Origin of the sequence: Shewanella sp. MM_2022_3 (assembly GCF_022557375.1) — a bacterium.
Taxonomy (GTDB): Bacteria; Pseudomonadota; Gammaproteobacteria; order Enterobacterales; family Shewanellaceae; genus Shewanella; species Shewanella xiamenensis.
Map to the genome: position 1 here is coordinate 1 of NZ_JAKZGV010000042.1, position 19,647 is coordinate 19,647.

A 19,647-nucleotide genomic window follows, 5' to 3' on the forward strand; every position below is an offset into this window, starting at 1 on the left:
CGATATCTAAACCGATTGTAGTAATCTTCATAGGTGGACCCGTCCTCTTTCTGATGAGTTTTAGCGACTACATCGTGGCCCATTGCGAGGCCGATTTAAAGTGGATGGGTCCATTCCATTATCCATGCACTTCTCGACATTCAGGCATCCAGCCTATCAGATGACCAGCTAGCTTTCGCAGATACAGGGGCGAATGAAAATCGGTGATTTTCGAGCTTATGATCGAGAGGCCGGGACTGCCGAACTGGAGAGCTTTACATGGATGTAAAGCTGTACCATCGAAAGCGATAGCAATTTATCTATAAGACCAAGGCCTAATTTATAAATAAAGCGTTAATGCATGTAACTTCGCTAGGGACGCCGGGGGATTTCCAAAAGGGGAACAGGCGTTTTTCCCCTTTTGGTCGGGTGTGGGGTGAAGCCCCACGACTTTGATTTTGTTTTTGGCTTAGATATTTAAGTGGCCTAACGTGAATGCCTAAATATACCGTCGAAAACTATCCCAAGGCTTTAGTCAAAGCCGAAACAACATTGGTATTAACTGCCAACTCTGCGTAAACTTTCGCTCCCATGTTTTTATTGGTGTTGCGATGACCATTCCTAAGCCTTTTCCTTCCACAGAGTCGTTAACCTTTGCCGAGCTTGGCGTCAATGCGGCGTTATGTTCGGTATTGCCTGCCGCACTCAAGCATCCAACACGGGTACAGCAATTAGCGATTCCGGCGATTCTGGCGGGGCGGGATGTGTTAGCGCTGTCGCAAACCGGTAGCGGTAAGACCTTGGCTTTCGGTTTACCTTTGCTGCAAATCCTCTGGCAACAAATTGCTGAGCAAACGATGGCTAAATCCGTGCCTGCGGCTAATCCACTGGCATTAGTGTTGGTGCCAACGCGTGAGTTAGCGCAGCAGGTGAGCGAAGCGCTACACGCGCTGGCGAGTAAGTTATCGTCTTCTTTGAATATTCAGCTCCTCTGTGGCGGTATCGCGCAGGAAGAGCAATTAGCCGAACTTGTCGCTAATCCGCAGCTTGTCGTGGCAACCCCTGGGCGCTTATTGGATTTATGCACGCAGTCCTATATCAGTCTCGACTCGATTAAATACCTAGTGCTAGACGAAGCCGACCGCTTACTGGAAATGGGATTTTGGCCTGATGTGCAAAAGCTGATGGCAATGATGCCTAAGCGTAAGCAAACCTTACTGTTTTCAGCCACCTTGCCAGAGGCGTTGGATTCCTTGGCGGGTAAATTGCTGAGCAATGATCCCCTGCGGGTTGAGGCCAGTACACGCAATACTGTCGCCGCCGAAATCGAAGAGCGACTGTATTTAGTCAATAAGGGCAGTAAGGCGCAGGCATTGATTGCGTTACTCAAACAATATCAATGGCCGCAAGTGCTAGTGTTTATCAGTGCCCGCGATGATGCGGATGCGATAGCGAAACGACTCGTTAAGGCGGGGATAAATGCTGCTGCGCTGCACGGTGAAAAAGATCAAACCGTGCGCAGCCAAACCTTGGCCGACTTTAAAGCCAATCGTATTCAAGTGGTGGTGGCGACAGATTTAATGGCCCGAGGTATTCATGTTGATGCCTTACCAGTGGTGATCAATTTAGATTTACCCAGCAGTGCGCCTGTGTATGTGCATCGTATTGGCCGTACCGCAAGGGCGGGCGCCAAAGGGCTCGCTATTTCTTTGGTGTGTCATGGTGAAATGCCAAGCTTAAGCGCGATCCGCAACTTGACGGCGCGTGAGTTACCGTTAGCATCATTGGCGGACTTTCCGGTGACCGATAAACCGAGCGAAAGATCCAGAGAGGATGGTGCTGAGCATAACGTTGCGCCTAAGCGTCCACCTCGGGATAAACAGGCGAATCGTCGCAGTCTTAATAAGCACAGCGTCAAAGCCTTTAAAGGCAAGCGTTGAGATAAGCCCGCGCTGCTATCCATAAACTGCTAGCACTTATTGGCGGCTGTTTACCTGTTTCCGCTGGGTGAACTATATAGTTAACCTCGGAACGTGGATTACTACATTTACAGGATCAGGCATGGCGTCGACATTGGCGATAGGTAACGCACTTCACCATATGGTAAATCACGGTTTAACGACCCAACGTTTTACGCTTCGGCCATTTCAGCGAGCGGATCTTGAAGCTTTTACCGCCTATCGAGCCGAGCCTAAGGTCGCCAAATATCAAAGCTGGACGGATTATTCTTATAGCGATGCTGTCGCGTTATTCGAGAACATGGATTACGCACAATTTGGCGCGGCAGACACTTGGTTTCAATTGGCGATTGTCACTGCGGCATCGGCTGCGACGCCTGCCACCTTAGTGGGCGATTTGGCGCTGCATTTTATCGATGAGCAGCAAATGGAAATCGGCTTTACGATTGCGCCTGAGTATCAAGGCCAGCAGGTTGCGTTTGAGGCCGTCAGCGCATTGCTGGGTTATCTCTTTGTGGAATTAGATAAGCATCGTGTTATTGCGATAACCGATGTAGACAATCTTGCCTGCTGTAGATTACTCGAAAAACTCGGCTTTCGGCGTGAAGCCCATTATGTGAAAAATATCTTCTTTAAGGGCGCATGGGGCGATGAGTATCTCTATGCCATGTTAAGGGAAGACTATATTGCACGTTAACTGGCGCTAGGCTCACTCGTGCTACCAGACAAGATTCTGAATCTCGTTTGGCTTCTGCTTGCTATCTCAGTAAAATCTTAATCATGATTAGTTGAGTCTGCTAGCTTCAGCCTCGTTCGGATTAAGGAGTTCCCTATGAAATCAATAACACTCGCCTTAGTGGCGGTTGGACTCACGTTAGGATTATCGGGCTGCGCGACCACTAAATCGCCTACGGGGCGTGGCCAAACCTTGCTGTATTCGGCATCGCAAATGCAGCAAATGGGGGATGCTTCTTTTGAAGAAATGAAAAAGCAGCAAAAGATCAGCAGCGATAAAAAGCTCACCCAGTATGTAAATTGTGTGGCGAATCGGGTGACCGCTGTGCTGCCCGATCAAAGCCAGAAGTGGGATGTCGTGTTGTTCAACTCCGAGCAAGTGAACGCCTTTGCATTGCCTGGCGGGCACATTGGCGTGTATACCGGATTATTAAAAGTCGCGAGCACGCCGGATCAACTGGCGACAGTCTTAGGCCATGAAGTGGCCCACGTATTAGCCCAGCACGGTAATGAGCAGGTCTCTCGGGCGCAGATGACGGGGATGGGGATGCAAATCGCCGATGCCGCCCTTGGCGCGAGCGGCGTTTCAAACCGTGACTTATATATGTCGGCTTTGGGGCTTGGTGCGCAGGTCGGGGTGATTTTACCCTTTGGCCGCGCTCAGGAGAGTGAGGCGGATGTGATGGGGCTGGAGCTGATGGCACGGGCAGGGTTCGACCCTGCCCAGAGCGTGGTGCTGTGGCACAATATGTCGAAAGCGGGAGGTAGCCAAGGGCCAGAGCTGTTATCAACGCATCCATCCAACAGCAATCGCATTGCCCAACTCGAGCAATTACAGGGGCAAATGCAGCCTTTGTATCAGAGCGCAAAGGCGAGTATCAAAAATCAATGCGTGTTGCCTAAATAGTCATTCAGAGCGTGGCGATCGTTTAGATGCAGGCCTTATCTTGCCGCAATTAGGCGCTATTGCTGGATAAATACGCATCGGTTACGTAAAATCGCCGCCAAAGTTAAATAAGCAGTCAGTTTATCAGCATAGGGCGTGGAACTATGGTAAACTGGCGCGCAAAATTCCATTGAACATTGAGAGTCGTTAATTATGTCTGATAAATTCAGTACTGTTGAACAGCAAGCAAGCTATGGTGTTGGTCGTCAAATGGGCGAGCAACTGGCTGCCAATTCTTTTGAAGGTGTGGATATTGCTGCGGTTCAAGCAGGCTTAGCCGATGCGTTTGCTGGCGTTGAAAGCGCTGTATCTATGCAAGATATGCAAGTTGCATTCACTGAGATCAGCCGTCGCATTCAAGCGGCTCAAGAGCAAGCAGCTGCTGCGGCTTCTGCTGAAGGTGAAGCGTTTTTAGTGGAAAACGCTAAACGTGCAGGCGTGATCGTGACTGACTCTGGTCTGCAATACGAAGTATTAGTTCAAGGTAGCGGTGCAAAACCAACCTACGAAGATACTGTTCGTACTCACTACCATGGTTCTTTCATCAATGGTGACGTGTTCGACAGCTCTGTTGTTCGTGGTCAACCTGCTGAATTCCCAGTATCTGGCGTTATCGCTGGCTGGACTGAAGCACTGCAACTGATGCCAGTAGGCACTAAGTTAAAATTATTCGTTCCACATCACTTAGCTTACGGTGAGCGTGGTGCGGGTGCTTCTATTCCTCCATACTCAACCTTAGTGTTTGAAGTCGAGTTATTAGACATCGTCTAATGTGATTGAAACGCCTAAGCCAGTCTTAGGCGTTTTTGTATGGAAGACAAAAAAGATTGAGGAGATTGAAATGAGTGGACAAGTGAGAGTTGCAATTGTCGGTGCGGGTGGACGCATGGGACGGACTCTTATTGAATCGGCTTATCATCAAGAGCACATTCGCTTAGGCGCGGCGATTGAGCGTTCAGGTTCAAGCTTAATTGGCGTGGATGCGGGCGAGCTTGTCGGTGTGGGTAAGTTAAATGTCATTATCATGGATTCGCTTGACTATGCGACCGATGACTTTGATGTGCTGATTGATTTTACTGCGCCAGAGGCCAGTATTGTCCATTTAGATTGGTGCGTACGCCATAAGAAAGCCATGGTGATCGGCACAACCGGTTTCAATCATGCTCAAAAAGAACAAATCAATGCCTTTGCCGAGCAAACGCCGGTGGTGATGGCGCCGAATATGTCTGTGGGTGTCAATCTGATGTGGAAATTGCTTGAGTTGGCCGCTGAGGTCATGGGCGATTACACTGATATCGAGATTATCGAAGGTCACCACAGATATAAGAAAGATGCGCCATCTGGCACGGCACTAAAAATGGGTGAAGTGATTGCCAAGACCTTAGGTCGTGATCTTGAAAAATGCGCCGTCTATGGCCGCGAAGGGATCACTGGCGAGCGTGACCGTGAAACCATCGGTTTTGCGACTGTGCGCGCGGGTGATTTAGTCGGTGAGCATACCGCCATGTTTGCCGATATTGGTGAGCGTTTAGAGATCACCCATAAAGCCTCAAGCCGTATGACCTTTGCCAACGGCGCTATGCGTGCCGCTCATTGGTTGGTGGAGCAGAAACCGGGTCTGTATGATATGCAGCAGGTATTAGGTTTACATTAAAATTAAAAAACGCCATTTGGCGTTTTTTTTTGCACTCAGATACCAATGTGTAGACGAGTTTGAGTTTATCCTGTAAACTCGCTGGAATTTGTCAAAATTTCGTAAATCAGCGGAAATTGGTATCTTAACATAACATAAAAACATTATATTTCAGTGGCTTGGCTCTTTATGGAGGTCGCGTTGACAAAGTCTGCCTTACTCGTACTCGAAGATGGAACCGTATTCACTGGCACAGCAATAGGTGCCGATGGTCTCTCAGTTGGTGAAGTTGTTTTTAACACTTCGATGACGGGATACCAAGAAATTTTAACTGATCCCTCTTATTCACGCCAGATAGTAACTTTAACCTACCCCCACATTGGTAATACTGGTACCAATAATGAAGATGTCGAATCCAATGGGGTTCATGCTTGTGGTTTAATCATTCGCGATCTTCCGCTCATAGCAAGTAGTTTCCGTAATCAACAAACCCTTAGCGATTATCTCAAAGCAAACAATGTTGTTGGCATCGCAGATATCGATACTCGTAAATTAACTCGAATCCTCCGTGAAAAAGGTGCCCAAGCGGGTTGCATCATGGCGGGTGCTGACTTAGATGAAGTCAAAGCGCTTGCAGCTGCTAAAGCCTTCCCAGGTTTAAAGGGCATGGATTTAGCGAAAGAAGTCACTACTGACAAAGCCTACCAATGGCGTAAAGGTAGCTGGCGTTTAGTGGGTGGTTTGCCTGAAGATACTCCAGCAGAAGCGCTTAAATACAAAGTGGTTGCCTACGACTACGGCGTTAAGCAAAACATCCTGCGTATGTTGGTTGACCGTGGCTGTGATGTGACGGTTGTTCCTGCAAAAACACCCGCTGCTGACGTGTTAGCGATGAACCCAGACGGTGTGTTCCTCTCTAATGGTCCCGGTGACCCAGAGCCATGCGACTACGCGATTGAAGCGATTCAACAAATCCTGAAAACCGATACGCCGATTTTCGGTATCTGTTTAGGCCACCAATTACTGGCATTGGCATCAGGCGCGAAAACCTTAAAGATGAAGTTTGGTCACCACGGTGCTAACCACCCAGTGAGCAATATCGAAAAAGGTAACGTGATGATCACCAGCCAAAACCACGGTTTTGCTGCCGATGAAGCCACATTACCTGCCAATATCAAAGTGACCCACAAGTCACTGTTCGATGGTTCACTGCAAGGTATCCATCTGACGGACAAACCTGCGTTCAGCTTCCAAGGTCACCCTGAAGCGAGCCCTGGTCCGAACGATGCGGCCCCACTGTTCGATCACTTTATCGAGCTTATTGAACACTATCGTCTTGTAACGAAAAGTCAGAACGCTAAGTAATACGCAAGCTAGGAGAAGAGAGAAGCAATGCCAAAACGTACAGATATAAAGAGTATTCTTATCCTAGGTGCAGGCCCGATTGTCATTGGTCAGGCATGTGAGTTTGACTATTCAGGCGCTCAAGCCTGTAAAGCCCTGCGTGAAGAAGGTTATCGCGTCATTCTGGTGAACTCTAACCCTGCCACCATTATGACCGACCCCGAAATGGCCGATGCCACTTACATCGAGCCAATCCAATGGGAAGTGGTACGTAACATTATCGCCAAAGAACGTCCTGATGCGATTCTGCCTACCATGGGCGGTCAAACCGCTCTAAACTGCGCGCTTGAGCTTGAGGCTAAAGGCGTGCTGGCTGAATTTAACGTTGAAATGATCGGCGCGACTGCCGACGCGATTGATAAAGCCGAAGACCGTAGCCGCTTCGACAAAGCCATGAAGAGCATTGGTTTAGAGTGTCCACGCGCGGGCATCGCCCACAGCATGGAAGAAGCCTATGGCGTTCTTGAGCAAGTGGGTTTCCCTTGTATTATCCGTCCATCATTCACTATGGGGGGCTCGGGCGGTGGTATCGCCTATAACAAGGAAGAGTTCGAAGAAATCTGTTCTCAAGGTTTAGATTTATCGCCAACCAAAGAGCTGCTCATCGACGAGAGCTTAATCGGTTGGAAAGAATACGAGATGGAAGTGGTTCGTGACCGTAACGACAACTGTATCATCGTGTGCTCTATCGAAAACTTCGACCCAATGGGCGTACACACCGGTGACTCTATTACCGTTGCACCTGCGCAAACTCTGACTGACAAAGAATACCAAATCATGCGTAATGCCTCTATGGCCGTACTACGTGAGATTGGTGTTGAAACGGGCGGTTCGAACGTACAGTTTGGTATCAATCCGAAAGATGGCCGTATGGTGATCATCGAGATGAACCCACGGGTATCGCGTTCATCGGCATTGGCATCAAAAGCGACCGGCTTCCCGATTGCAAAAATTGCGGCCAAGTTAGCGGTGGGTTTCACCCTCGATGAGCTGATGAACGATATTACTGGCGGCCGTACGCCAGCGTCGTTCGAGCCTGCAATTGACTATGTTGTGACTAAAGTACCTCGCTTTAACTTTGAAAAGTTCGCTGGTTCCAACGATCGCTTAACCACCCAGATGAAGTCTGTGGGTGAAGTGATGGCGATTGGCCGTACTTTCCAAGAGTCACTGCAAAAAGCCCTGCGCGGTTTAGAAGTAAGCCGTCACGGTTTAGACCCGATTACTGACATGTCTAAGCCTGATGCGTTAGCCCGTATCCGCCTCGAGCTAAAAGAGCCAGGTTGTGACCGTATTTGGTACATCGCCGATGCGATGCGTGCGGGTTTAACCCTAGATGAAATCTTCCGCTTAACCAATATCGACCCATGGTTCTTAGTCCAGATTGAAGAGTTGATTAAGCTGGAAGGCCAAGTGGCCGAAGGCGGTTTAGCCGGTCTTAACGAAGAGCTGCTGCGTAAGCTTAAGCGTAAAGGTTTTGCCGATGCGCGTCTGGCGGCGGTCCTTGGCGTAAACGAGACTGAAGTGCGTAAACTGCGTGACCGTTTCGACATCCACCCTGTTTACAAGCGCGTAGATACCTGTGCGGCTGAATTTGCCACCGACACCGCTTACATGTACTCAACCTATGAGGAAGAGTGTGAAGCTAACCCATCTAACCGTGACAAAATCATGGTGTTAGGTGGTGGTCCAAACCGTATCGGTCAAGGTATTGAATTCGATTACTGCTGTGTGCACGCGGCATTAGCACTGCGTGAAGACGGTTATGAAACCATCATGGTGAACTGTAACCCTGAAACCGTTTCTACCGACTACGACACTTCAGATCGTCTGTACTTCGAGCCTGTTACCCTAGAAGATGTGTTAGAAATCGTCCGTATCGAGAAGCCAAAGGGCGTTATCGTGCAGTATGGTGGTCAAACTCCGCTGAAACTGGCTCGCGCCCTTGAGGCGGCGGGTGTGCCGATTATCGGTACTAGCCCAGATGCGATTGACCGTGCAGAAGACCGTGAGCGTTTCCAGCAAGCGATTCAACGCTTGGAAATGAAACAACCTGAAAACGATACCGTCACCACGGTTGAAGGTGCTGTGATTGCCGCCGAGCGTATCGGTTATCCGCTGGTTGTTCGTCCATCCTACGTACTGGGCGGCCGCGCGATGGAAATCGTTTACGACCAACAGGATTTACTGCGCTACTTCAACGAAGCGGTAAGCGTATCTAACGCTTCACCAGTACTGCTAGACCACTTCCTAGACGATGCTATCGAAGTGGATATCGACGCAGTATGTGACGGTGAAACCGTAGTTATCGGCGCGATTATGGAGCATATCGAGCAGGCGGGTGTTCACTCAGGTGACTCAGGTTGTTCGCTGCCTCCTTACACCCTAAGCCAAGAAATCCAAGATCGCATGCGCGTGCAAGTCGGCAAGTTGGCGATGGAGCTGGGTGTTGTCGGTCTAATGAACGTGCAGTTTGCCGTGAAGAATAACGAAATCTACATGATTGAAGTTAACCCACGTGCAGCGCGTACTGTGCCATTTGTGTCGAAAGCCACTGGTGTGCCGTTAGCGAAGATTGCCGCCCGTGTGATGGCAGGTCAAAGCTTAAAAGCGCAAAACTTCACTGAAGAAGTGATTCCACCTTTCTACTCTGTGAAAGAAGTGGTACTGCCATTTAACAAGTTCCCTGGCGTTGACCCACTGTTAGGCCCAGAAATGCGCTCAACAGGTGAAGTGATGGGCGTGGGCGATACCTTCGCCGAAGCCTATGCTAAGGCGCAGTTAGGTGCGACTTCTGAAGTGCCTAAGTCTGGTCGTGCACTCTTGTCTGTGCGTAACAGCGATAAGAAACGTGTTGCCGACTTAGCCGCTAAGCTGATTGAGCTGGGTTATCAAATCGATGCCACCCACGGTACAGCGGTTATCCTAGGTGAAGCGGGTATTAACCCTCGCTTAGTCAACAAGGTACACGAAGGCCGTCCACACATTCTTGACCGCATCAAGAACGGTGAGTACACCTATATCGTGAACACGACTGAAGGCCGTCAAGCAATTGAAGACTCACGTCAATTACGCCGAGGTGCACTGCGCTACAAAGTGAACTACACCACGACCATGAACGCCGCATTTGCGACTTGCATGGCGCACGCTGCAGATGACCGCACTAACGTGACGTCAGTGCAAGAGTTACATCAGCGCGTATTGGCTAAATAAGCCATAAGCTTCTGAAATCAAAAGGCCGGATAACTGAGTTATCCGGCCTTTGTTTTTAAGGGGTAAAAGATTTATTGCCCAATGCGCTCAGTTTCCATTGGCGGCGCATCATTGGGCAGCCAGCGGTGATAAATTTGTGCAAAGGTGCCATCGGCCTTGATGCTGACTAGTGCCTCTTTCCATTTATCAACTTCCTCCGTTGGTGTGCCTTGAGAAAACGCAATGTACAGATGATTCGCGCTGATGGTGTAGAGGGATTTTACATCATCAATACTGGCTCCGGCTTCTGCAAGAATACTTGGCGCCGTGAGATTAGCGTTGCACCAGAGATCGATTCGCTGCTTCATTAACTGCTTTGCGCTTAGTAGTGGTGTCGATGAGGGCGCGAGATTTGTAAACCCATGATCCATTAATAATTGTTCTTCGACTGAGGAACGATACACCCCAATCGCTTTTGCCTGCTTAGCACCTTCAATTGAGTCAATGTTAAGCTTGCTACTTTTTAGAGCATAAAAGTTTGTTGTACCAACCGCGACAGGGCCTATCAAACTAAACATACGCTCCCGCTCTGCGGTACGTGTCATCGTGAATAACACCGTGTTGGGTTGTTCGGTGATAATTTTCCAGCCACGAGCCCAGGGCACAATCTTGATAGGATCTTGGTTATCGATACGTTTTTGGATTTCTTGCACGACTTGTACAGCTAATCCATCGGGTTGGCCATCAACCGAAAAGCTAATCGGAGCCCATTCTTCTGTATAAATATTGAGTGTGGCCTGAGCTGTGTGCGGGATAACGCAGAGAAGCATAACGCGCACTAAATGGGTAAAAAATGTCATTAATAACCCTAGGAATTAGAATGTTATATGCGAGTCTCACGGCGTGCTCATATTGAATTAAAGATGACAACTCTTAAGCTCGCAAGCCACTTTAGGGTTATTTTGTGATCTGTACTCTTGGGTTAGAAAATTATCGATAAATCATATTGGTCATTGAGGCAAGATAGAGTTGCCTCCTTGTTGTGCAAAGGAGGCTGCCGATGCGCTATATCAGTTTTAGTGAGCTTTAGATGAGTGAGGTTGCTGATTGATGACCCATGAATAGGTCACTTAAAAAGCGCGCTATTCATGGGTATATATTGCTGTTACTGGCGATAAACATCACGTAGTAGATTATCGAGACAATTGACGACCCGCATACTTGAGTCTTCCATTAAACGTAGTTGCCTAACCATTTCGGGTAAATTGCCCTGTTGCCTTGCCGCGAGTGCTGCTTTACCTGCATCGTGCACCGCTTTGTGGGGAGCATCCAAGGCCTTAAAGTTACTCAAATGTTGATAATTTTCAGCACCAAAGCCTTTAAAATACCATTGGCCTAAACGGCATTCAGTATGGGAGTTCACACCATGGCTGTGCTGATTCTTTTCAATAAGTTGATACACATTACTCTTCCAAACGGCGTGGTCGAGTTTAGTGGTATTTAAGAATGAGGCTGTCGCGGCATTATGAATTACCTGCTGCATTTTATTAGAACGTTGCAGTACATCTTCAACGACTTGCCCTATTTGTGTTGAAGATGAGGCAACATCAAGAGCGCTGTTTTGGTTATTATGGACAATCTCTTTAATATTAGAGGCTTGTGTAACAATCTGTTTTACTAGTTTTTCGATTTGGCTGCTCGCTTCGTGAGCTTTACTGGCTAATTGTCTGACTTCATCGGCAACTACCGCAAAACCTCGTCCAGCTTCGCCCGCTCGGGCGGCTTCAATTGCTGCGTTGAGAGCGAGTAGGTTAGTTTGCTCAGAGATCCCTTGAATAGCGGCAACAAACTGGTTAATAGAAGAAGTGGTACTATCGAGCTCGGTTACAGCAGTCATGCTACTGGTGGCTTGTTCATTAATATAGGTTGCTCTATTACCTAAATTAATAATGGCTACCCGCGTTTGATCAAAAATCTTATCTAATTCGGACAGTGCTTCTTTTTCTTCAGTGAGTAGCTCTGCACTGCTGGCAAGGCCATCTCTCACTGCATTTAACATCTCGCCGCCCTGATTTTGGCAGGCAATCACTGCACTATAATGATCGGTATTTTGGCGGGACTGTTGTTGCATGGCTTCATTTTCGCGGGCCATATTTTTTAGCTCTTCGATTTCAACTTCGTATCTATCTTGTTGATCAATGAGCTTTTGCTTCAGCGCTTCGTTTTCTGCTTTGAGTCTTGAATTAAACCACATAAAAACCTCTAAACTTTTATTGATATTGTTATGGCCACTGAATTAATAACGTCTAAGGTGCAATCCCTGCGGTATTAGGGTAAGTAGGAAAGTGTGGTAAGAAAATATTAACGTATATCAATGCCATAATCTTACTTTTTTATTGAATAACAATGAATTTATGAACTTGAGCAAATAAATTGCCCAAGTCCATTTTGGATAACAAGTGAATATCTCGTACTGTATTTCTACAAATTGCGATTCAACCTTAATTGAGCTTGCTAGTTTGAGTGTTAACGCTTTTCATCAGCATCGCAGCAAAAGCGTTGTAACTCTTTTAAGCCACAGGTAAATCTAAAATCATTGTAGCAATACTAAAGTAAACGAGCACACCAATGATATCGGCGATTGAGGTGATAAGTGGTGCGCTGGCTGAAGCCGGATCCATTTTTAACTTGCTGAGTAAAAAGGGCAGTGACATGCCAATCAGGCTGCCAATGATCACTACGATCTGCATGGTTAATGCAACGACCAAGGCGATTTCTGGACCGCCGCGCCAAAACCCAAGTAGCGATACTGCCAAGGCCATGCTGGCACCGAGTAATCCTGCTACCCCTAATTCACGCCCCAGCAATGAGAGCCAATCCTTGAGTATCACTTCGCCCGTGGCTAAGGCTCGCACCATTAAGGTGGCTGATTGTGAACCCGCATTACCGCCGCTATCGATGAGCAGGGGAAGAAAGAACACCAAAGAAACATAACTGGCAATGGTATCTTCAAAAAAGGCGATGCCAGCGCCTGAGAAAATATTACCAAACACTAAAATGACCAACCAAACGACTCGTTTACGATAGAGCAAGCCTATGCTGGCGGTCTTTAAATTGTGATCAATATTGCCGATGGCCGCAGTTTTAGTAAATTCAACATCAACCTGTGAACTGGCAATGTCCATCGCATCGTCATAGGTGACAATACCGACTAACTGTCCCTTGCCATTGATGATGGGGAGAGCCAACAAATCGTAATGGGCGATCATCTGTACCGCCTCTTGGCAAAGGGCGTTGGCATCTAAGGCGATGGGGTTGGGTTTCATAAAGTCGACCACTCGCTCTTCTGGCTGCGCTAAAAGTAATTGTCTAAGTGATACCGTTCCAATTAAACGGCCTAACATATCGACCACATAGGCTTGATAAATCGTCTCTTTATCGGCGGTTTCCGTGCGCAGCATTTCAATCGCTTGTGCGGCGGTATGACGGCTATTGAGCAGGGTGTAATCCGATGTCATCGCTGCACCGACTTTGGTTTTGTCGTAGGCGGCTAAAGTGCGCATATCCTCTCGTTTTGCCTGTGCTAACACGGGCAATAGTCGTTTTTGTTGTTCAGGTTCGAGCAGGTTATAAAGATCGGCGCGCTCGTCCGCTGCCATAGTGAGCAACAGCGATGACAGCGTGGTTTTATCTAACTGCTGCACTAATTCTGTTTGTAATTCATCACGTAAATAACGAAATAAATCCGCCGCAATTTTGGCGGGCGCAAGTTGCAAAAACCGTAATTGCTGTGGCTGAGTAAAGCTACCAACTACAGCGGCAATATCTGCGGGGTGACGCTCTTTCGCTAAAGCCATAATGCCTGCTGTATCGCGCTGCTCTAAAATATTTTGGATAGCTACGACGATTTGCTTAGTATTTTTTTGGTTGTTGTTCATGTTCATAGTTCATTCTCCCAACGATCTATTAATTAAAGAAAAAGGTAAAGTCAGCGCCCAGCTGTTGTGTGTTTCCTTTTAGGCTGTTGCCTAGGCTTAGTTGAAGTTGTAACTGTCTTTTAAGTAAATATTGATATGCGAGTTTGTAGGTTCGTTCATGGGACTCATGGCGATAAAATTCGGCTATCCATTGCTGCTCAGTGTCGTATTCGAAGGCGATAGCAACTCCTGCAATAAGCTGGGGCGATTGAGCGCCATACTGATCGATACCTAGGTTGCTATAGAGGCGTAAATTCTGAGCTGCCAAGTCATATCCCAAAATCCCCACAATTTGCGTTGTTAGAGGGTGGCTGCCTTGATGATTTTTTTGCAAATTAACAGCCAGCGCACTTTGCCAAGGGGCATAGTCTGCATTTAATGGCAATTTGAACCCCAGCTCGGTTTGCTGCTCATTGATAGCATTATTGCTTTGTTGTTCAATGCCTAAGTGCCATTCCCATTGATCTGGGTTGCAGGTGCCACTGCCATTTATCTGTTTTGCGCTATGATCGGATCTCGGCTGTTGCCAACCTAGCTGTAACTCGCAGTGTTCGGCGATGCTGGGATCATCCACATCGAGTTGAGAGGCATGTGTTGCGACGCTAATGCATAGCCCAAAAAATGCCCAAGACTGAAAAGCAAAGGTGAATGGCTTGTTTGTGTACGCCATGGTTTAACTCCCTGAGTGTGGGAGCCAACTGGGGCAAAATAGGCGTGAAGATGTATTCAATAGGCAGCACTTATTCTCCGGCTCAATGCCGGAAAAACCAATAGGCGAGCGCTAACGCTAGCATGACTGGCTAATATTAAGGTCTGAAATTGAATGTACGGGTGTGGGGTGAGATGTGTCACGCTACTACCCTGCTTAGCAGGTAGCAGCAAAATATTGCGGGCTAGTGCTAGGCGTTAAATCCTGTCTTTTGGACAGGGCATCTACTGTCGCTTATGTGTGTGCCCACAGTGGGTCTCCTAATGGTAAAATCGGCTAGATTCTAAACCGCTGACAATGAAAGTCAACCCAATAGGCAATTACCTATGTTTATGTTTCAATTTTGCTTTTATTCTTGAGTTAATTTTTGTTTTAGGTTTTTGCTGTGTTGCATTTTGGTGTTCAGCAGGTTGCCTTAGGGTGTCGGACTGTATTTTTATAAGATTTGATATTTATTAATTGCTGTTGTTCTGCGCCAGTTAATGGATGTATTTAATGATAAAATCGATTTATCGCAATCAGTTAAGAACCGAGTTTAATTAGCACAACAGTTTGGCTAAAGAGGAATCACCTGTGACATTTGCTTCCCAACAGCAGTCCATTTCGGCTGAAAACTGCCACTCGAATATTCGTATTGTGACTATCAATCTATTTAATTTTATTGAACCACCTTTAGCCTTTTACGATTTTGAAAATATCTATAGCCATGGCCAATGGCAAAAGAAGTGTCAGTGGTTTGGCGAGCTTTTAAACCAATATCATCCGGATATTGTCGGGTTTCAGGAAGTGTTTAGCCCTGAGCCATTAAAACAACTTGCGGCGCAGCAAGGGTTAACACATTTTGCCATAGTTGATAGCGCCACTTTGGTCAGTGATTACATTTATCAAAGCCCTGTGGTTGCGCTAGCGTCGCGCTTTCCTATCCTTGAGGTGCATGCGATTGAACCCGATGCACATTTAGTGGCAGCGATGGGGTTATCGAGCCAATTTACCTTTAGTCGTAAAGTGCTGCGGGCGACGGTGGATATACCGCAAATTGGCGCTTGTGATTGCTATGTGGTGCATTTTAAATCTAAGCGCCCGGGACTTGCGTTAGAGCCACATCCCTTAGGCTTAACCTTAAGTGCGCCGCACACGCTTGCGTTGCACTCTGAGACTAAGTTATTAACTGAGCAAGCCCTAGGTCGCTGGGCATCGACCATGCAGCGGGGCGCAGAGGCGGCATTGTTGTTCCATGCTATTCTCGCGCGGCGGCAAAGCATAAGATATCCGGTGATCCTGATGGGTGATTTTAACGATAGTTTGTCCATGGGGGCGTTGGATGCATTAACGCTCCAAGGCGAGCATCTCCACAGCAACGATATCAAGGCCGCGGGACTTGGGCATTTGTCTGATACTGCACGTTCGGCTGTGTTTGCCCAATATCGACTGCAAGATGCTTACGAGTTATTTATTGCGGCGAATATGCCCGATAACCTAGTCCATTCTCGGGAGCATCGAGCTGCAACCCATTACTACGGCCCTAAAGGTTCGGTACTCGATTATATTTTGCTTTCCAATGAGTTTGATGCCAGTGATAGTCGCAGTTTGGCTCAGGTGGTGGATTATCAAACCTGCGATAGACACTTAGTCAGGCCCGAATATGAGCGCGATGCTTACAGTACCGACCATGCACCGGTATGGGTGGAATTGGCGCTGCGGCGTTAGCAAGTAAAATAACTGTCGAGGATGCCATCAAGAACAACATCTCATCTTGAATCGTTAACACGCCCTCGGCCCAGGGTTTTACCCGCGAAACTGGAGTATGATCGCAGACCATGGGAATGGAGAGCTGATGTTTTGGACAGATGGCTCGCACTTGAACCCTATTAGGTATATTATCCGCTTCCATTTTTAGAGGGCGGCGCCTAGTGTTCGAGCGGTACTATTGATTACGGTGGTACAACACACAGGCGGTACAATTATCAAAGGCGGTACTATGGCTATCAGAATCAAACTTAAACCCGGTCGCGAAAAGTCCCTTGAGCGTCGTCATCCTTGGGTCTTTTCCAACGGGATCCACAACGTTAAAGGTAAGCCTGAACCGGGGCAGACCGTCGATGTGGTTGCCCACGATGGTCATTGGTTGGGCCGTGGTGCTTGGTCTCCTGAGTCTCAAATCCAAGTACGAATTTGGACTTTTGATCGCGAAGAAGAAATTGACCGTGAGTTTTTTAAGCGTCGTATTCTGCGTGCACAAGCGGGACGCGATGATTTGATCCGTGAACAAGGCTTAACGGGTTACCGTTTAATTGCCGCTGAGTCCGACGGCTTACCCGGTATCACTATTGATAAATATGCCAATGTATTGGTGTGCCAATTACTGAGCATGGGCGCCGATGTATGGCGTGACACTATTGTCGATGTGCTCGCCGAGCTGTACCCCGATTGCGCGATTTATGAGCGCTCAGACGTCGATTCCCGTAAGAAAGAAGGCTTAGCCTCTACCATGGGTTTACTCCATGGCACGCTGCCTGAAATGCCCGTCATTATTGAAGAAAACGGTATCAAAATCGCCGTTGATGTGACTAAGGGTCATAAAACCGGTTTCTACCTCGACCAGCGCGATAACCGCGCCATCGCCGCCCGTTTTGTGAAAGGCAAATCGGTACTGAACTGTTTTTGCTACACCGGCACCTTTGGCCTCTATGCTGCTAAGGCGGGCGCGGCCAGCATTGAGAACGTCGATGTCTCATCACTTGCCCTCGATACTGCGCGTTTGAATATGCGAGTCAATGGCTTAAGTGATGATAATGTGCATTACAACGAAGCCGATGTGTTTAAGCTGTTACGTCAGTATCGCGATGAGGGTAAAACCTTCGATGTAATCGTACTCGACCCGCCAAAGTTTGCCGACAATAAGTCGCAGCTCAATGGCGCTTGTCGCGGCTATAAAGATATCAATATGATTGCGCTGCAATTATTAAATCCGGGCGGGGTGCTGTTGACCTTCTCTTGCTCGGGATTAATGCCTGCGGATCTGTTCCAAAAAATCGTTGCCGATGCGGCACTGGATGCTAAACGTGAGATCCAATTTATCGAGCGTTTAAGCCAGGCGAGCGATCACCCGATTGGCAGCGCCTTCCCCGAAGGATTTTACCTCAAGGGCTTAGTGGCTCGAGTGTGGTAATCGCTTAATGGCCATAGGGTCATAAAAAATGCCGGTGCAGTTGCATCGGCATTTTTGTTTCTCGCATGGGAGTCTTTCTACTCACCTTGCCTTAAGCGGTAAAGGTTTTCACGCCTTCAGGGGTGCCAACCAGTAACACATCGGCGCCGCGTTTTGCGAATAGACCGTTGGTCACTACGCCGACGATAGCGTTGATCTTCTCTTCTAATTCCTTAGGATTGATGATCTTAAGGTTGTAAACGTCGAGGATCACGTTGCCGTTATCAGTCACAACGCCTTCACGGTACACTGGGTCGCCGCCGAGTTTGACGAGTTCACGGGCCACGTAAGAGCGCGCCATTGGGATCACTTCAACGGGCAGAGGGAATTCACCCAAAATATCCACTTGTTTAGTGTTATCCACGATACAGACAAACTTTTCAGCCACAGCCGCAACGATTTTCTCGCGGGTTAATGCCGCGCCGCCGCCTTTGATCATGTCCATATGGCCGTTGATTTCATCGGCACCATCGACATACACAGATAATTTATCGACGCTGTTTAAGTCATAAACTGGGATGCCAAGGGCTTTCATCTTTTGGGTAGAGGCTTCTGAGCTTGATACTGCACCTTCAATATCGGCCTTCATTGTCGCCAAAGCATCGATAAAGTGGTTAACGGTTGAGCCTGTGCCCACACCTACAATGCTGTCCTTCTCAACGTATTTGAGTGCAGCCCAGCCTGCGGCTTTTTTCATTTCATCTTGAGTCATGTTGACATCCTGTAATGGCAAATGAGTAAAAAATTCTGCGCTTAGTATACTCTTTTCCGCCAAATAGTGTGGTGCTATTGCACTATGGCTGTGATCTTGCTTACAGCCCGCACTGATTTAATCTGTGTATAAAGGGAAGTGCTTTAAGATAAAGTACATCTGGATAGAGACAATACTCTATGCGGGCTTAATCTAACTAAGTTACTATTGCCAAAGCAGAATCGGCAAAATAAAACATTGGTTTAAGGGAGTGTGTATGGCAGGGGCAAGTTTATTAACCTTACTCGACGATATTGCATCCATTTTGGATGATGTGGCAGTGATGAGTAAGGTCGCAGCCAAGAAAACCGCTGGGGTGTTAGGGGACGATTTGGCCTTAAACGCCCAGCAAGTCACGGGCGTGAGTGCCGACCGCGAATTACCTGTGGTCTGGGCGGTCGCCTTAGGCTCGTTTCGCAATAAATTGATTTTAGTGCCCGCAGCCATGTTGATCAGCGCCTTTATTCCTTGGGCGGTGACCCCCTTATTGATGTTCGGCGGCTTGTTTTTATGTTTTGAAGGCTTTGAGAAATTACACCACAGCTATAGCCACCGCAAAGACAAACACGCGGAGCAGACCGAATCGGACTTACCCGAGATAAGCGATCTGGCGGCCTATGAGAAGGAAAAAGTGAAGGGTGCTATCCGCACCGACTTTGTGTTGTCGGCAGAAATTATCGCCATCACCTTAGGCATAGTCGCGGACAAGTCGCTCTCGACGCAGTTTTTTACCCTCGCCGTTATCGGTATCGTGATGACCATAGGCGTTTATGGTTTGGTCGCGGCGATTGTCAAAATGGACGATGCGGGTCTGTATCTGAGCCAGCGTCAGGGCGAGTCGGGCTTCACTCGCTTTAATCGTAAGTTGGGGTTTGGCTTACTCAGCGCGGCGCCCGTGTTGATGAAGAGCCTAACCATTATCGGGACCGCCGCCATGTTTATGGTGGGGGGCGGCATTCTGACTCATGGTTTACATTGGGTCGGCGAGCAAATTCACCATGCCGAGCAATTTGTGGAAACCTTTGCCCTAGTCGGCCCCATGCTTGGTTTACTGACGCAGAGTGTGCTTAATGCGCTCTTTGGTATTGCGGCGGGCGCCCTAGCGGTATTGGTGATGACCGGATTCCAAAAGCTGCGTAGCTGATCCGTTTTCAT

15 protein-coding genes are annotated in these 19,647 nt (G+C 47.9%); 10 read left to right on the top strand and 5 right to left on the bottom strand.

All coding sequences use genetic code 11. The features are described from left to right. Window positions 1–590 precede the first annotated feature (590 nt). From MMG82_RS16815 to carB, 7 genes are all read left to right on the top strand, one after another. Entirely contained in the window at window positions 591–1,919 is a 1,329-nt protein-coding gene (locus MMG82_RS16815; protein WP_240292376.1) for a DEAD/DEAH box helicase, read from the top strand. A gap of 121 nt (window positions 1,920–2,040) precedes the next feature. Continuing rightward, window positions 2,041–2,634 carry a GNAT family protein gene (locus MMG82_RS16820; protein ID WP_241407150.1) on the top strand — a complete coding sequence of 198 codons (594 nt, stop codon included), beginning with the start codon at window positions 2,041–2,043 and terminating at the stop codon, window positions 2,632–2,634. A 135-nt stretch (window positions 2,635–2,769) separates the two neighbouring features. Then, window positions 2,770–3,579, top strand: a complete 810-nt coding sequence (locus MMG82_RS16825) for a M48 family metallopeptidase (protein WP_037415087.1) — start codon at window positions 2,770–2,772, stop codon at window positions 3,577–3,579. A 192-nt stretch (window positions 3,580–3,771) separates the two neighbouring features. Continuing rightward, the gene (locus tag MMG82_RS16830) at window positions 3,772–4,389 is read left to right on the top strand and encodes an FKBP-type peptidyl-prolyl cis-trans isomerase (RefSeq protein ID WP_037430413.1); all 618 of its coding nucleotides are present in this window, start codon (window positions 3,772–3,774) and stop codon (window positions 4,387–4,389) included. Window positions 4,390–4,459: 70 nt separating this feature from the next. After that, complete coding sequence (gene dapB / locus MMG82_RS16835) at window positions 4,460–5,272, top strand: 4-hydroxy-tetrahydrodipicolinate reductase (RefSeq protein ID WP_037415093.1); 813 nt, start codon at window positions 4,460–4,462, stop codon at window positions 5,270–5,272. 168 nt (window positions 5,273–5,440) lie between these two features. Then, complete coding sequence (gene carA / locus MMG82_RS16840; RefSeq protein ID WP_086024082.1) at window positions 5,441–6,616, top strand: glutamine-hydrolyzing carbamoyl-phosphate synthase small subunit; 1,176 nt, start codon at window positions 5,441–5,443, stop codon at window positions 6,614–6,616. A 27-nt stretch (window positions 6,617–6,643) separates the two neighbouring features. Then, window positions 6,644–9,868 (top strand): carbamoyl-phosphate synthase large subunit, encoded by a 3,225-nt coding sequence (carB, locus tag MMG82_RS16845; protein WP_069453359.1) that lies wholly within the window; start codon window positions 6,644–6,646, stop codon window positions 9,866–9,868. A gap of 71 nt (window positions 9,869–9,939) precedes the next feature. On the opposite strand, the gene MMG82_RS16850 is transcribed toward carB, so the two are convergent. The 4 genes from MMG82_RS16850 to MMG82_RS16865 form a co-directional block, all read right to left on the bottom strand. Next, the gene (locus tag MMG82_RS16850; RefSeq protein WP_226770113.1) at window positions 9,940–10,677 is read right to left on the bottom strand and encodes an ABC transporter substrate-binding protein; all 738 of its coding nucleotides are present in this window, start codon (window positions 10,675–10,677) and stop codon (window positions 9,940–9,942) included. Between the two features lie 335 nt (window positions 10,678–11,012). Continuing rightward, complete coding sequence (locus MMG82_RS16855) at window positions 11,013–12,101, bottom strand: methyl-accepting chemotaxis protein (RefSeq protein ID WP_069453358.1); 1,089 nt, start codon at window positions 12,099–12,101, stop codon at window positions 11,013–11,015. 316 nt (window positions 12,102–12,417) lie between these two features. Further along, the gene (mgtE, locus tag MMG82_RS16860) at window positions 12,418–13,791 is read right to left on the bottom strand and encodes a magnesium transporter (RefSeq protein WP_047536968.1); all 1,374 of its coding nucleotides are present in this window, start codon (window positions 13,789–13,791) and stop codon (window positions 12,418–12,420) included. Between the two features lie 22 nt (window positions 13,792–13,813). Next, window positions 13,814–14,494: a hypothetical protein gene (locus tag MMG82_RS16865; protein ID WP_047536966.1), complete on the bottom strand. Its 681-nt coding sequence runs from the start codon at window positions 14,492–14,494 to the stop codon at window positions 13,814–13,816. A 612-nt stretch (window positions 14,495–15,106) separates the two neighbouring features. On the opposite strand from MMG82_RS16865, the gene MMG82_RS16870 reads away from it, so the two are divergent. Together MMG82_RS16870 and MMG82_RS16875 are read left to right on the top strand one after the other, a co-directional pair. After that, on the top strand, window positions 15,107–16,240 hold the full coding sequence (locus tag MMG82_RS16870) for an endonuclease/exonuclease/phosphatase family protein (protein ID WP_047536963.1): 1,134 nt from the start codon (window positions 15,107–15,109) through the stop codon (window positions 16,238–16,240). Window positions 16,241–16,511: 271 nt separating this feature from the next. Beyond that, window positions 16,512–17,702 carry a class I SAM-dependent methyltransferase gene (locus tag MMG82_RS16875; protein WP_037430568.1) on the top strand — a complete coding sequence of 397 codons (1,191 nt, stop codon included), beginning with the start codon at window positions 16,512–16,514 and terminating at the stop codon, window positions 17,700–17,702. Between the two features lie 91 nt (window positions 17,703–17,793). Here the strand turns inward: MMG82_RS16875 and rpiA are convergent, their stop codons facing one another. Further along, window positions 17,794–18,453, bottom strand: coding sequence for a ribose-5-phosphate isomerase RpiA (rpiA, locus tag MMG82_RS16880; protein ID WP_011621766.1), 660 nt, complete (start codon window positions 18,451–18,453; stop codon window positions 17,794–17,796). 256 nt (window positions 18,454–18,709) lie between these two features. Between rpiA and MMG82_RS16885 the strand changes: the two genes are divergently transcribed. After that, on the top strand, window positions 18,710–19,636 hold the full coding sequence (locus tag MMG82_RS16885; RefSeq protein ID WP_241407151.1) for a DUF808 domain-containing protein: 927 nt from the start codon (window positions 18,710–18,712) through the stop codon (window positions 19,634–19,636). The last annotated feature ends 11 nt before the right edge of the window (window positions 19,637–19,647 follow it).

Coding starts and splice junctions, on each gene's coding strand:
- MMG82_RS16815 (WP_240292376.1), top strand. CDS start 591: ATGACCATTCCTAAGCCTTTTCCTTCCACAGAGTCGTTAACCTTTGCC.
- MMG82_RS16820 (WP_241407150.1), top strand. CDS start 2,041: ATGGCGTCGACATTGGCGATAGGTAACGCACTTCACCATATGGTAAAT.
- MMG82_RS16825 (WP_037415087.1), top strand. CDS start 2,770: ATGAAATCAATAACACTCGCCTTAGTGGCGGTTGGACTCACGTTAGGA.
- MMG82_RS16830 (WP_037430413.1), top strand. CDS start 3,772: ATGTCTGATAAATTCAGTACTGTTGAACAGCAAGCAAGCTATGGTGTT.
- dapB (WP_037415093.1), top strand. CDS start 4,460: ATGAGTGGACAAGTGAGAGTTGCAATTGTCGGTGCGGGTGGACGCATG.
- carA (WP_086024082.1), top strand. CDS start 5,441: ATGGAGGTCGCGTTGACAAAGTCTGCCTTACTCGTACTCGAAGATGGA.
- carB (WP_069453359.1), top strand. CDS start 6,644: ATGCCAAAACGTACAGATATAAAGAGTATTCTTATCCTAGGTGCAGGC.
- MMG82_RS16850 (WP_226770113.1), bottom strand. CDS start 10,677: ATGCTTCTCTGCGTTATCCCGCACACAGCTCAGGCCACACTCAATATT.
- MMG82_RS16855 (WP_069453358.1), bottom strand. CDS start 12,101: ATGTGGTTTAATTCAAGACTCAAAGCAGAAAACGAAGCGCTGAAGCAA.
- mgtE (WP_047536968.1), bottom strand. CDS start 13,791: ATGAACATGAACAACAACCAAAAAAATACTAAGCAAATCGTCGTAGCT.
- MMG82_RS16865 (WP_047536966.1), bottom strand. CDS start 14,494: ATGGCGTACACAAACAAGCCATTCACCTTTGCTTTTCAGTCTTGGGCA.
- MMG82_RS16875 (WP_037430568.1), top strand. CDS start 16,512: ATGGCTATCAGAATCAAACTTAAACCCGGTCGCGAAAAGTCCCTTGAG.
- rpiA (WP_011621766.1), bottom strand. CDS start 18,453: ATGACTCAAGATGAAATGAAAAAAGCCGCAGGCTGGGCTGCACTCAAA.
- MMG82_RS16885 (WP_241407151.1), top strand. CDS start 18,710: ATGGCAGGGGCAAGTTTATTAACCTTACTCGACGATATTGCATCCATT.